This window comes from Novipirellula rosea, assembly GCF_039541335.1.
Classification (GTDB): Bacteria; Planctomycetota; Planctomycetia; order Pirellulales; family Pirellulaceae; genus Novipirellula; species Novipirellula rosea.
In genome coordinates, this window is sequence record NZ_BAABGA010000016.1 from 1 (window position 1) to 12,900 (window position 12,900).

13 protein-coding genes are annotated in these 12,900 nt (G+C 52.6%); 2 read left to right on the top strand and 11 right to left on the bottom strand.

From position 1 onward, the window contains the following. Positions 1 to 962: 962 nt before the first annotated feature. Positions 963 to 1,766, bottom strand: coding sequence for a hypothetical protein (locus ABD971_RS05340; protein ID WP_345320143.1), 804 nt, complete (start codon positions 1,764 to 1,766; stop codon positions 963 to 965). A gap of 321 nt (positions 1,767 to 2,087) precedes the next feature. Here ABD971_RS05340 and ABD971_RS05345 point away from each other — a divergent pair, with 321 nt between their 5' ends. Next, positions 2,088 to 2,414, top strand: coding sequence for a DUF6572 domain-containing protein (locus ABD971_RS05345; RefSeq protein ID WP_345320145.1), 327 nt, complete (start codon positions 2,088 to 2,090; stop codon positions 2,412 to 2,414). 26 nt (positions 2,415 to 2,440) lie between these two features. Here the strand turns inward: ABD971_RS05345 and ABD971_RS05350 are convergent, their stop codons facing one another. From ABD971_RS05350 to ABD971_RS05390, 9 genes are all read right to left on the bottom strand, one after another. Beyond that, on the bottom strand, positions 2,441 to 2,836 hold the full coding sequence (locus ABD971_RS05350; protein WP_345320147.1) for a hypothetical protein: 396 nt from the start codon (positions 2,834 to 2,836) through the stop codon (positions 2,441 to 2,443). Between the two features lie 228 nt (positions 2,837 to 3,064). Next, positions 3,065 to 3,391: a hypothetical protein gene (locus ABD971_RS05355; protein ID WP_345320149.1), complete on the bottom strand. Its 327-nt coding sequence runs from the start codon at positions 3,389 to 3,391 to the stop codon at positions 3,065 to 3,067. 114 nt (positions 3,392 to 3,505) lie between these two features. Then, complete coding sequence (locus ABD971_RS05360) at positions 3,506 to 3,913, bottom strand: hypothetical protein (RefSeq protein WP_345320151.1); 408 nt, start codon at positions 3,911 to 3,913, stop codon at positions 3,506 to 3,508. A 159-nt stretch (positions 3,914 to 4,072) separates the two neighbouring features. After that, a complete protein-coding gene (locus tag ABD971_RS05365; protein ID WP_345320153.1) occupies positions 4,073 to 4,357 on the bottom strand; it encodes a hypothetical protein in 285 nt (94 codons plus the stop codon). A gap of 114 nt (positions 4,358 to 4,471) precedes the next feature. Further along, the gene (locus ABD971_RS05370) at positions 4,472 to 4,972 is read right to left on the bottom strand and encodes a SecDF P1 head subdomain-containing protein (RefSeq protein WP_345320155.1); all 501 of its coding nucleotides are present in this window, start codon (positions 4,970 to 4,972) and stop codon (positions 4,472 to 4,474) included. Positions 4,973 to 6,494: 1,522 nt separating this feature from the next. After that, positions 6,495 to 7,421 carry a TlpA family protein disulfide reductase gene (locus tag ABD971_RS05375; protein WP_345320157.1) on the bottom strand — a complete coding sequence of 309 codons (927 nt, stop codon included), beginning with the start codon at positions 7,419 to 7,421 and terminating at the stop codon, positions 6,495 to 6,497. 656 nt (positions 7,422 to 8,077) lie between these two features. Beyond that, complete coding sequence (locus tag ABD971_RS05380) at positions 8,078 to 8,485, bottom strand: hypothetical protein (RefSeq protein WP_345320159.1); 408 nt, start codon at positions 8,483 to 8,485, stop codon at positions 8,078 to 8,080. Between the two features lie 564 nt (positions 8,486 to 9,049). Then, a complete protein-coding gene (locus ABD971_RS05385) occupies positions 9,050 to 9,430 on the bottom strand; it encodes a hypothetical protein (RefSeq protein WP_345320161.1) in 381 nt (126 codons plus the stop codon). A gap of 571 nt (positions 9,431 to 10,001) precedes the next feature. Further along, entirely contained in the window at positions 10,002 to 10,538 is a 537-nt protein-coding gene (locus ABD971_RS05390) for a hypothetical protein (protein ID WP_345320163.1), read from the bottom strand. Positions 10,539 to 10,914: 376 nt separating this feature from the next. Between ABD971_RS05390 and ABD971_RS05395 the strand changes: the two genes are divergently transcribed. After that, positions 10,915 to 12,252 carry an autotransporter domain-containing protein gene (locus ABD971_RS05395; protein ID WP_345320165.1) on the top strand — a complete coding sequence of 446 codons (1,338 nt, stop codon included), beginning with the start codon at positions 10,915 to 10,917 and terminating at the stop codon, positions 12,250 to 12,252. 151 nt (positions 12,253 to 12,403) lie between these two features. Here ABD971_RS05395 and ABD971_RS05400 read toward each other — a convergent pair whose 3' ends face one another. Further along, the gene (locus ABD971_RS05400; protein ID WP_345320167.1) at positions 12,404 to 12,805 is read right to left on the bottom strand and encodes a hypothetical protein; all 402 of its coding nucleotides are present in this window, start codon (positions 12,803 to 12,805) and stop codon (positions 12,404 to 12,406) included. Between the last annotated feature and the right edge of the window lie 95 nt (positions 12,806 to 12,900).

The following is a 12,900-nucleotide window of genomic DNA, read 5'->3' on the forward strand; positions in this document are numbered from 1 at the left end:
TTCGACTCCGGGACTCTCGTTGTCGCTCGCCAAGACGCGACCGCGAGTTTCGCCTTCGGGCGTGCACACACCATGGGCAGTATCCAACAGGAAACCATGATTTCGGAGCTCAATCTCGTTCAGGGTTCGACAGCCAGTCGATACCTTTCACCCTCACTACCTCTCTGTTTACGCTTCAACCAACCACTTCAGCTCATGATGCTTATAGGTTGGCTGCAAAACTCGATACTGAGCCTGTGGCTAACAGTTACTCAGGCGGGATTCACACCCGCAAGTCTTCAAGACCTTGCCAGTCCGCACGTTCATCGCATGGTTCTGTTGTCTTTGATTGAACGCTAAACACGCCGTCTGTCAAATCGAGCACTAAGTTCGATGCCGGTGCGTTGGGTGTCCAACCTGAGTGTAACGCGAACTCTATTGCCGTGCGCACGAAAGACGGCGTAACGGTATCCGGACCTCGCACTTTGTGAGATTGGTACTCAGGTTCGCACCAGTCAGTCCATCCCCAGTCAACAACAAGACGCTGTCCGCGACTGCTCGTGTCAGCATCTGCAAGTACGTGTAGCTTCCCGTCGAATCGCCATTGAAATCTGCTCTCACCGATAACGATTGGGGAGAATCCGCGATTCTTTGAAGGTCGACCCATCGAACTACGAACACCTTCCCGTGATTGAGTGAAGGTTGGAATGAAACTTAATCAACAGAACTTATGTTTCTACGGGAGGACAGGGTGAGAATAAGTCGTTTTGGGGTGTTCTCACGGCTTGTTCGACTTATTCTCACGCAGTGCCCCCTCTTCGGAGCGGGCTGTCCGTCGCGTCATTCTCCCCCACCGCTGGGCTAGCGTCAAGCTTATTCTCGCTTAGAGCATGACTCTGGCGAGGGGGAATTCCCGCTACTTGAAACTTAAGCGTGCTAGCATCAATCTTGTTCGTCAGAGAATCATCAAAATGATTGCTGGCTCAGGACGCTCCAACGACCAATTCAAAATCGCTTTTGCTGAAGGCGGCGGCGTGATGGCGGACGGTGTGCACGCCGCCACCCCACGAGGATTCGATCGACGTCAAGCGATAGAACGTCGTGGCTAGATCATCGCCAATCAAGTCGTCCGGACCAAACGTGATTGTCGGCGGAGTGTCGTCAAAAATTGGGATCCGCTTTTGCCACTGGGTCAAAATGGGCGACGTGACTCGGTTGCCAATCTCTGCGAGCGCTGGATGACCGCTGACCAACCACATCACGGGACCGGAGGGACGCTTTTTGCAAGGCCCCCATTTTGTTCCCGACGAAGCCGTGGTGACATACGAAAAGTCGCCCGCATCGATCGCGGTTTGCGGGCCGTATTGGTCGTTCGTTTGGCCGCTGCCCGCCCACAAACTTGCAGCTCGCGATGATGTCTCGACCGCCGAATTGCGTAGATCAACAACGGTATGCAAATTAGCGCTGACAATAAACTCGTTGGTTGATTCGTCGATCCCGGCAATCCACACCGACGCATGAACTTGCTGCGTCCGGAACGCCACCGATTGCGTTATCGGTGACGGGGTGTTTTCAACACCATGCACCGCGTCTTGAACGAGCAAGATCTCACGAACCATTCGGGCGTTGATGTAGATCTCACCGTAGATCGCTTCGCTGTAATTACACCCGTTATAGATCAACGTTCGGTCGCGAGTTGCATGATAATTTGGCGGGTCGAGAAAAGGATCGTTGGGCCGTGGATCGACGAAACCGGTGAACGAACCGCCCGGAGTGGTGACAGACAAAACTTTTCTCTATAGATTGCACGCGATAAACGACTTCTTCTCATGAATCACCGAGCCAAAAACTGCAGCAGGTTCCGCTGGCGAACGCTTGTTCGACAATTGATGCTGAAATAATTTCGTGGATGTTCTTTTGCAATCCCGATGCTGCACGTGTAGAATCTTGCCCGGGCGGGACGTTACACGCAAATGCTGCGGGGACCGCCAAGATTCTCGAACGCTACTTGCGGAACCGCGATGCCTCAAGTGCTCGCATCGCGGATACACTCCAGATTAGATACAAGTGTCCGACATCTCTCCCTCTCTGAAACGGAATAAACATCGATGACGATTGCCGACGAAAACACAATTGACATGATCGCTCGGGCGAGCGAGGGTGGGCTGAAATTGATCATCGTTGACGATGGGTCGCTTGACGATACCGCTCGGTTCGAGGCTTTTCAAAAGAAGCTACAAAACTATTTCAGATACATTGTGGGGCAACTCAAGGATGATCACCCCGAATGCGACCCCAACGACGTGACCATCACCGTAGCTTGTGCGGTCCCGCCTACCGAAGCGATGCAAAAGATCAGCGGACTGGAACATCCCGGTGCGCCAGGGCTATCAGTAAGCGTCGACTATGAAGTCATTCCCAGTCCTTTTGGTTGACACACGGATTGGGAAGCCACCTGTTCCTAGGTCCAGCGAGTGGATGGATCCTCACACCACTCTTGGATCTCTGCCCCTCTCAAATTACTCGAGCCTTCTCGAATACGCTGAAGAAGCGATTGGATTTCGGCTCGCTCACAAAAACCGCAGAGCTCGAGTGTGTCTCCCGACTCACCCTTGCACAGATTCAGTGCGATGCCCTCACGCGGGTCGTCAGTCTCTTCCGCTTGCCACCACAAGAGCGGATAGATATTTCCAGTCGCACCATCCGTGAGCGGATTAAATCCGTCGGCGTATCCGCTCGTCACGTTAAGCGTCCAGTCGTTGCCAAGCGCGCTAGTGCGTTTATATGCAACGTCGTAATTGCTTGCGAGACCAGAAACCATAAGTTCCGCAGGAGCCTCGCCGTCGATTGACAACATTGCTTCATGCAAGAGATTGAATGTTGGCTGTCTGCCCTGCTCATCTCTCCAGGTTCTCATTGAATACATAACTGTAAGTGCCTCGGAATCGCTGTACGGCTGCATCGTGAGATTCGAACCGCAATCTAGTTTAGACTTGTAGGTAGCCATCTGAGACAGCGACTCTTTACCAGATAGCATTGCTGCGAGGAGTTCCTGTTTACGACTCGGGAAATGCCGTGAAATCTGTTAGCAACGAGACTCAAAATTTCCAGTTGCCGCCCAAAACGTGCATGCAACAAAATCTCGCCAGTCTTTACGTAGCTTAACGTCAACTTCGCCAACCTGGGCGTTCAAGCTAACAGACAGCCCCTCCAGCTGGAATAATGACTTGATGGTTGGCCGGTACTGGTCTGATACCACCTGCTCTTTGATCAAACTGAATCCGGTGTAATGATTGCCTTCGCCGAATCCAATTATTGAGTGATTTGGTCGAAAAAAAACACTCAATGGTAACGTATTGCCTCGTTCTTTCAACCGATTAACAGCGTGAGACTCATTGGCGATGGTGTCCAAAGCATTCTCGCTCAGTAAGCCCCGTTTCGGCAGTATCAAGCGGCAAGCGTTGAACCTCTCTTTCGATGGGATAACTCTTACAAACATCTGCTCTCCTGTTGTCGAACAATCGATCTAGCTTTCGAGCTGTCGAGGCACGTCTTTGAATGATCCAAAATTTATCGCTTGCTCAATGACTCCAGCTAGATCTTGATTTGATTTTTTTAGATTGTTTACCCAATTGATCAGCGTCGCCTTCGTTGCGGTGGCGTTTGGCGCGCGAAGCGCAAATTTATAGCCCTCTTCGTTAGCCTTCAAGATCTTGGCGAGAATAGCACTTCCCGTTTGGTCGACAAAATTGTTGTCTAAGACGGAATTGCCTTTCTTCAGCTTTGGGCTTTCCGCTGCCTCTGAATACTTCGCCTCGATATATCGCCAATTACTTGCGTCCAGGACATCGGCATCCGTCTTTCCAAAAGCTGAGATTGGAGGATGCATCAATTTTGCCCCTAGCTTCAAAACAATAAATATACCGAAAGACATCTGCCTACATTCTTAAGCGGTTGTTCGGCAGAATGATTATTTGGCAAAATGATTTCCAAGATCGAGATCGTTTGGTTTCTAATCATTTTGCCCGTCAATCATTCTGCCAATTTTCATTGCGAGATTGGTGGGTGGCACCAATTTGCCACTCATCTTCGCTCATCGCACACGAGTGACTTTGTCGTGAGGGTTCGCCCCGCGTTGGGTGCCATCGTGGATACGATCACACAGCCAACATGAAGCGTGGCAATCGGACAGGCAACGATTAGGACCTCTGGCGTTCGGCTGCGCACAGACGATGTCACGATCGTCACCGTGGGCGATCGTGTTTTCGTAATTGCGTACCATGTCGAGAAGGTTAACGCCGTTGATTTGTATGTCCACGGAGTTGTCATAGAACTCGTTTGGCGGTCCGATCGAGAAAACAACGGTGTCAAGTTTCATTTCAGTCGGACAACGGTGTGGTTTCGCGAGTCGGCAGGAAAGTCGTGGTGGTGCCACTATTGCTCAAACGGACAACTTCGTTGCACCCGAGGATTCCGCGTCCGCTGCATTCGGTCAATTCGTCTTGCCCGTGACAGCAGCGATCGCATTGATGAATGTGGGGTTCGTATGGTCGCCGGTGATACGAAACGATCCATTTATCGGCGCAAAGATGTTCGGAACCGACAAGACAGTGCCGTTAACCACAACCGCAATCGATGGCGATGCAGGATTGGTAGTTGCGGCAAGCATCTTGGGAGCCCCCGTTGGGTTTAGCTTGATTTCCAAGGTCGGGACCGTCGATGAGGCTGCGGCGTCTCCAACGGTCTCGACCGTCATGTCGGATTGGGCGACGCCCGATATATCCGCATTTGTCACCACGGGCGGAGTGACGAGATGGATGGTCGCTCCGGACGAAGGATCGGTAGCAGGCTTCGTGTTTGGGCCCGCGTTTGGCGATGTTGCGAAGATTTCAATGCTGGCACGAGGGGGGACGAATGCAGACGGTGAAGGTTGCGATAGAAAGCAACCGCAGACGAACGACAACCCAATCAGATAGGCAAGTCGGATTTGCATGTTTCGGGTCTCTCCTGTCCGGAAACGGTAGGGATCGCGTGGCCGCCGCGAGCGACTGCACTTCAATAAACTCGGCGCGGCGGTTCTGGGCGAGTGGAGCGGTGTCGCTCGGATGCTAGGATACGCTTTGTGTTCACGGTTTGCCACCGATTTCTCAAACGGTGTCACCCTTTTTGATCCTTATCCAATGGCTGACAGTGGAATCGATCAGCGAATTGTCTCCGAGCCGTCAACTTGATTGATACAGGGCGTCACGGACGAATTCGGCTCCCAGCCGATATTGCTTTGCCTAGCATCACTTCGCACTCTTGAATCGCGATCCAGTCCGCGCGACAGCACGAATAGAACGAGACCTTCGCTAATGATTAAACACAGACGAAAACATCGTTGACAAAAAGATGAAGGCAGATAGATGAAGGCACTCAACTCGCCGTCTTCGCAACCTTTCTGTCGCACCGTCGGCTGTCGCCAGAGAGAATCAATTTCCGGCTTCCTGCCATCATGACACCGTCGGACGCCGCCGAGTAAAGGTTAGACAATAACGGGTTAGAAACTAAGAAGCGATTGCCGGAGCAAATTAGGACCTTGTAACGATCCGTGTTTGCTGGGTCGCAAGGAGTTATCCAGCATGACGGGAACACGGATCATTGCGAATCCGGCACCAGCAACGCTGTGCGATCAGGCCGTGAAAAACAGAAGGACAGACGAGCGGGGAACAGCCGAATGGAGCTGGGCAGAGACCAAGCGTATTATTCAGCGAGCGGCGGCGAACAAATGACGCCAACGAGCAACGTGATTGGAAAGCGGAGTTGGTCTGCAGCACCGCTCAGCGTGCACGCAATCGGTATCCGTCTTTGCTAGGTATTGAAGAACCAAACATTCAGCGAACAGTAACGGGGGACGCAGATCTGCGATCAGACGATGCACGCCACCTCCGGTAGAGCATGGCGACGACAGCCGCGGCAATCGTCACAAAACCGAGGGAGTCCCAGAAGTGAGGGTCGCCAGATGAGAAGTAATCGACGGTCCATCCGACAACAACGAGAATCGCACCAATGACCATGACCGCATGGAGAAGTGAAATGTCGCGAATAGTGTTCATGGTTGCCCTTTCTGACGTTCGAGTTACAGGCCGAATGAAGTGTTCTCGGTCGGACAACGAATCCATGTAAGTCCGAGGTTTGATGGGTGGGAGCCATTCGTTCAAGATAACTGGCGACTCGGGCCCGTGATCTCGGCAGCATGCGGCTGCCGGTCACATTCACTCCATCCACCAAACACAACGAGCAAAATACTCACAAATATTCTCGCATTCCACCTAGGCAATTTCAACTCGTTTGCCTGCTTCTTCAATTCTAAAACAAAAAAATCCAAGTCGGACATCGGCGTTTTGGAAGCATGCGCCCCTTCGGGCTGGATCAATGACAAAGCCCCAAGACACCCTTCGCGCGTGGTTCGTCAACGATGGAATCGAAATCGCTTCGGAACAGTAAATCGGTGTACGACACCGTTTCCTTACGCCCTACTTTGTGAGCTCAGAAAGCTGCGAGATTGAGTGCGATAACACTTTACCGTTGGCATCAATGACGATGTCAAACGGAAGCTGGTTGACGCCGAAGCTTCGGGCCAGTGGCCCGCCCCACCCAGCTTTGTCGCAGACGTTGTGAAACGGAATTCCATATTTTTCCAACGACGCCTCAAATATCTTTTTATCTTCGTCGAGACTGACGAACACAACCACCGCTTCGTCCAGTGAGAGCTTCGACAATGTCTCGATAAGTTGTGGCATTTCAGCAAGGCACGGCGCGCAGCTCGAAGACCAAAAATGCATCACGATGACCTTTCCCTTGAGTGACTTGAAGTTCAACTCAACTCCCGATTGCGTTGTTGCAGCGAAGCTTGGACATTCGTCGCCGACCTTAAGCTTGTGCGTCTTACTCATTAGGTTCATGAGATGTTGCAGAATCGACCTCGAATCATCTTTGGCTGGATTGATTCCGGCACCGAGTGCCCAGGTCTTCAGGAGTCGCTGGTCCAATGCATTCAGGCGTTGGTCGTGCAGCAGGGCATGGACGACTTCGGAAGCGTCCGAGTCACCACTTCCAGCCAAACCACAATTCGCAACAAATCGCAGCAAGACGTCTGGATGCTCTTTCAGACTGGCAAGCACCGGTTGGCAGCCGTCTTTGTTAACGATATGCGGCAGAACCGCGATCAACGAATGGCTCGCCTCGTCTTTCAGCGTGGCTACAAATTCATCCGCTTTCTTTGCATCCGTCAGAAATTGCAGGAGCGTTTTGGTCTGGTCAGGGTCCAGTTCAATTTGCCTCTTCGCGAGAAGCTCCATGAATTCAGAATTCGGCAAAGGTTGAACGTCGGCAGCGGTATCGGCGGCTTCAAGAGGGATTCCGATACAAACAGCCAACAATACCGTAGTCCATAGACGCATACTCTTTCCTCTATCTTGGTGCAGAACGTCTGAGGTCACTTGGCACGAACGCAAAACTGACCCTTAGGAAATCGCTTTTGAATGCACTGGGCGAACAATACGGTGGCGCTCGGATGTAAGGATACGCTTTGTGTTCACGGATTGCCACCGATTTCTCGAATGGTGTCACCCTCTTTGATCCTTGTCCAATTGTGCACAGCCCATTGGCTCACCAAATCCTCTCAGGATGGCCGATCCAAGTATTTTTGCTGTGATCGCCGGTTTGGCCGACGCTGTGAAGGATTTTGTAGCGGAACTCGTCAAGAGTTTCGGGGGCTTTTATGGGGTTCGCTGTCGGACGAAAGTCTAGACGAATTCCGCTGCGAGATGCTTCTAAGAATTGGCCCGCGAATCACGCCAATGAACGCTCATGAGGTTCATGCGATGTGAAGCTGATCGCCAGCATGTTCTTGCATCCCCGATGAAAAGATTGGGATAGGAAAATGGAGGTAGGTAGATGATGCAGGCGACATTCTCGGTTTTTCGTCTTTCTGTCGCAACAATCTTTCTGCCTCACATCCGCACTTCCGGACTACGAATCCGCGTCGGCGATTTCTGGAAGGCTACGGTTGTGCTTCACGTTGTCGAACGGGCAGCCGGTAATGGACCGTTGATTGCTAGCTCACCCGCCAAAATCGGGCAAGCACATACAGCACGGCACCCAACAAAATCGTGACGACGAAACCCATGATCCACAAGCGATCTCTGCGATGACGGCGTGCCATTTCGTTAGCAAGCAGTGTGTTCTGTACCTTCCGGCGATTCGACTCTGCCTCGAGCCACGCGGCGTCTATGAACTCACATTGCGTGCCGGTCGGTAGACCATTGACGACGCACTGGACATGTGGATGTGAAGCGATTGTGTTCTGGCAATACTTGATCGCGTCGGCCGCTGAATCGAAGTGGACGCAATTTCGATTCGGAACCGTATTGTAATGAGCAAAAGGAGGCGTGGGCTCAAACAGAATCCCGGTAAACGGATCAACGTGAAAAACGGCGATGAGGCGCTGGTCACTGTCGGACATTGCTGGAAGCACGCTGGTTGCTGGTCACGTATTTGGGTTCCGTAGGAAAACGTTGCTGGCCACAAACCGGCGATCATCGGCTGGCACAGTGATGGTGCCGGAGTGTGGGCATTGACAACGCCGCGAAGACATTTCGGTTGATTAGTGGCAATCAGTGTTCCTGTCGGAGAGAACACTCATCTTCGCTAATCGCACACTAATGACTTTACTGAGGAGGTTCGCAATTCGTCGATCGGCAGCGGCAGTTGCCCCCACAGCGACCGACCAGTCTCTAGCGTGCCAATCGACCTGGAACCGTCAGCCCCATACTATCTATTTTAGGAGCGACGCGGGGCCTCGCCCGGTTGCAGCGAAGTGTCATACTTGGCGCTGGCATCCTGCGATCTTCGCACTTGTACTCGTCTCATCCTCGCGGTATTCGCACTCGATTTCTACGGTCTGGTTGAGCTGAGACGACCGAGCGATGACCGGATCGAAAGTGGGTTCAATCACCGATGAATTGATTCGATGACGAGCACGAGCAGCGTGAATGAGCAACGCTATTGCTCGCCGTACAGCCGGTGGTTAACCGTCGCTGTTTTTGGTCCAAAACCCAGCGAGCACGGACAGTCCATCGCGCTTTCGACTCGCAAAGGTAAGAACGAGTGTCTTGTCGTCATCGGGAAGCGGAAAATGATATTCGATGCAGCTATGTCCGGAATCACCTACCATACGCACCGTTCCCAAGCATTCGTTGCGAGGAAAATATTGTTCGATCTCAGTTCGAGCCACGCCAAGCGGTTTGGACTCAAACAGGTATTCTTCAAGCTCAAGTGCATTCGCACAAACATGAGTCGGCGGAGTAATCTCTTCCGTCACCTCGCCGGACAGCGGAGCAGCCAATGCCAGCAAACCAAGAACTGCAGTTGAGAACGCAATAATTGTCGAGATTCGATTAGACGCCATGGCATTTTTCCTTCGAGGGACACGGATTAAGATTGTAAGAATGTACCACCGCCAGTGTTGCCGAGTAAATGCTGACGAGTCGTTCTGGTGATGCCACGGCCCAAGAGGGTCCCATTGCCGTTAGACAAATCCAAAACTTGGTTATCGGATCGCTTTTACAAGGTCCACGGTTCGTTGATCGTCGCCAAGAGGCCCCCAAAGATCCCATCTTGCTCTACCAAGCTCCTCTGGCAACTTTCGGTAAGCACTCCCCAAAAAATCAGGAGACCACACTACGTTGTCGTTTGGAATAGAAACCGCAACGAGCACTGCGTCTTCCGTAACGCGGGCTCTTTATCGATATTGTCATCAGGCAATTTGGTTGCCATTCAGTTTGAATCTGTCAGTAGAGCATCAAAAGAAGCGCGGACTGATGTCCGCGATAATCACCTCGCATCGTTTGGCGATTCTACTGTGTCTCGATCGGGCTTTATTCTAAAACTTCGAAACCATGGACTGCCGTCCGTGGCTAGCACTTGTCATCACTTCGCGATTATCGAAATTCAATCGTGATCGATTGTGGGGGGTTAGTCTAAGGAAGTGACTCGGCTGATCTTTGCAACGTGAACGACGCCAAGGTCGCAAGCCCGGCGTTTTTTGCTACCGATAAATAACGAACCGCCTGGATCGACCACACACCCGCTACGATCCTGTGTTCAGTCCGATTGATGCCGCTGTTGACCCGGACCAGGTGTTCATCGGAGTACAAACCGGAAAGCGCGTTTGGCTCGGCGACGATCAAGTCGACGGTTTCTTCCGCGTGCCGGATCGCTTGCTCAATACGATCGACGTCTCGGACAGCGGATTGCGGTGCCAAGACCGTTACCTTTGCCCAGGCCGAACACCATGTCGCTCGAATCACGACACCGTCATCCATCGTCCGCCGATAATCGATGATCCCAGTGCCGAGAGACTCATCACTTTCTGATTCGCTAAATCCGGCATGCAGAAGACGCGTTTGAATGTCCTCGGTCTCGATTCGATGCTCCGTGACCGACGATGACGAACAGCCGATCAAAATCCCCAAAACGGGAAGGAACAACGATAAAACGCGATAGTGAATCAGCATGCGGCGATCGGAAAGAGGATGTCATTGAAGGAGACCATTGCTGCGACAACCCTTTATCTTGATTCACTGAATGAAGTCAAGTTGACTACGCACGTTTCACCACAAAGGGGACAGGACTATTTTCCATTTTCGCCGCCATCGGAAGGGAAAGTCCGATGGAGCCGATTCTTCGGATTGTGAGACTTGTGACAAAGCTATTTATATTGGCTTTGCTGACGGCCCGATGAATTGTGGCCCCTGTCTCCGTCGTCCGCGTCCGCAATCGTAACCCCGCAATTTCGAGCTCTCACTATCAATGGGCCATCAAATCCCCCGACAGTTTTTCCTTGGCTTGCTCATCTTTGTTGGTGCGACCATGGCGTCGGAGGCTTCGGCGATGCAGATCTTCGTCAAGACGCTTGCCGGAAAAACCATCACGCTAGACGTCGAAGCATCGGACAGCATCGAAAATGTGAAACAAAAGATCCAAGATCGAGCTGGCATCCCCCCGGACCAGCAACGACTGATTTTTGCGGGTAAACAACTCGAAGATGGTCGCACGCTTTCCGACTACAACATTCAGAAAGAATCGACGCTGCACTTGGTGTTACCAACGCCTGACCCGACGCCGGCCCCTGGATCCGTTTCCGCTGAATCATCCTTAGCGAATCTGCTCGGCAACACCACACATGTCTTGATTCAGACCGGTGGTTTCCAGTTCCAATTGCTGCGAAATCAAATTCACAACATCGTTAACGCTCCGGGCGTCCTAAACAGCGGCGGCATCCAATTCGTCGCCTTAGACGCCCCGCATCAAACGGATGATTTACAGTTGGTCAGCTACGTCGATGCGGAGATGCTAGGGCCCGCGGGGCATTCCCGCTTCTCAGGTGATACGTCGCAACACGCACGTGGCAACCGAAGCAACGGCAAAACAAGTGGTTGGATCGAGGGCTACGGCATTGGGGGACAGGCCGACGGACGCGGGATGGCGGCCGGTTTCGACTACGCCGCTGGTGGGACGCAGTTCGGAGTGTTCCGACGCGTCGATTCGCAAACGTTGTGCGGATTGTTTGGCAACTATGGCTATCAGGCGATTCGCTCTGATGACGGCACTCGCGCGGACATCAATGGGATCCAGGCCGGCGTCTTCCTACATCGGCAAGACGACCAAGGCAACTACTATATCTTGGCCGGCAACGCGGGCTACAACGATCACGAAACATTGCGTTCTGGAGGTGTCGAAGGTGAATTCGGCGGCGTCCAGACCGGCGTCTTTCTAGAACGTGGCTGGACACGATCGTGGCAGTCATTGACGATCCAGCCCACCAGTAGCCTGCAACACATTTGGGTGCACCAGGACGATTTCACCGAGACGGGGACGGGAGGTGTCACGGTCGATGACATCGATGCGTTTTCATTTCGCAGCGTCCTGGGAGCTCATTGCTACGGATCTCAGCGGAGTTTAATGAAGTCGGCTTGGATCTGGCAGCCGACCACTCGCGTTCACTGGATGCACGAGTTTCTTGATCCTGCGACCTCGGTCACGGGCAGCTTCAACGGAACAAGTTTTGCCCTCGATGGTCTGGACTTAGGCCGCGACTGGGCTCTCGTGGGTTTCGGCGGTAACGCGTACCGATATCGCAACACGACTGTGGCCGCTAACTACGACCTGCAGATCAACGAGCGGCAAGCGTTTCACACCGGCAGTGTCAACATCATCTGGACTCGCTAAGGTCGCAGTGCCAAGTGCAAAGGGACGTCGATTGAATTACTGAAGGACATGGAATTTAACGTAGCCTAGGCTTCCAGTCTGGGTTTGCAGTGGTTCCCAGGCTGGAAGCCTAGGCTACTTCACCAACGCCGCAGTAATTAAATCGACGTTCTCACCGACAAGTCCCAATGAATGCCAAAATCTCGGCGGAAGTCACCTGAAATCGGTCCGCCGACATTGTGAACTGAGTCAGCAGTCGCCAGCGGTGGTGGTCAAGCAGCGAATCGAGTTCGGACGTGATTGTAAAAAAATCATGATCATCCCGCTCGACAGATAGCTTCCATTCTCCTGCGGGCGCGATCCATGCGGCCGATTGGCATTCATCGTAGTGATGCGTGAACAATCGAGTAAATCCGCCCCAAGACTCGGCGTCGACATCCAGCCCGGCGACGCAGTCAGAGCAACGGACATGAACACGAAGTCCGATTAGCGGTTGCAGCCGATCCAGTGGATTGCGTTGCAGCAGCCTCAAAGACGAAAGGCCGTCATCATCAACGAAGTCGTAATGCTGCATGGACGCACTCCTTGATGCGATCGATATCCGAGTGGACCGGAGAGGTTCAGTGGATGAACAAATCAGCTTAACTGCCAAGCAATGCACTCGCCATC

What these genes read in the sequence shown, in the direction of transcription:
- ABD971_RS05345 (WP_345320145.1), top strand. Translation starts at nt 2,088, where the DNA reads ATGACGATTGCCGACGAAAACACAATTGACATGATCGCTCGGGCGAGC.
- ABD971_RS05350 (WP_345320147.1), bottom strand. Translation starts at nt 2,836, where the DNA reads ATGTTGTCAATCGACGGCGAGGCTCCTGCGGAACTTATGGTTTCTGGT.
- ABD971_RS05360 (WP_345320151.1), bottom strand. Translation starts at nt 3,913, where the DNA reads ATGTCTTTCGGTATATTTATTGTTTTGAAGCTAGGGGCAAAATTGATG.
- ABD971_RS05365 (WP_345320153.1), bottom strand. Translation starts at nt 4,357, where the DNA reads ATGAAACTTGACACCGTTGTTTTCTCGATCGGACCGCCAAACGAGTTC.
- ABD971_RS05370 (WP_345320155.1), bottom strand. Translation starts at nt 4,972, where the DNA reads ATGCAAATCCGACTTGCCTATCTGATTGGGTTGTCGTTCGTCTGCGGT.
- ABD971_RS05375 (WP_345320157.1), bottom strand. Translation starts at nt 7,421, where the DNA reads ATGCGTCTATGGACTACGGTATTGTTGGCTGTTTGTATCGGAATCCCT.
- ABD971_RS05380 (WP_345320159.1), bottom strand. Translation starts at nt 8,485, where the DNA reads ATGTCCGACAGTGACCAGCGCCTCATCGCCGTTTTTCACGTTGATCCG.
- ABD971_RS05385 (WP_345320161.1), bottom strand. Translation starts at nt 9,430, where the DNA reads ATGGCGTCTAATCGAATCTCGACAATTATTGCGTTCTCAACTGCAGTT.
- ABD971_RS05390 (WP_345320163.1), bottom strand. Translation starts at nt 10,538, where the DNA reads ATGCTGATTCACTATCGCGTTTTATCGTTGTTCCTTCCCGTTTTGGGG.
- ABD971_RS05395 (WP_345320165.1), top strand. Translation starts at nt 10,915, where the DNA reads ATGCAGATCTTCGTCAAGACGCTTGCCGGAAAAACCATCACGCTAGAC.
- ABD971_RS05400 (WP_345320167.1), bottom strand. Translation starts at nt 12,805, where the DNA reads ATGCAGCATTACGACTTCGTTGATGATGACGGCCTTTCGTCTTTGAGG.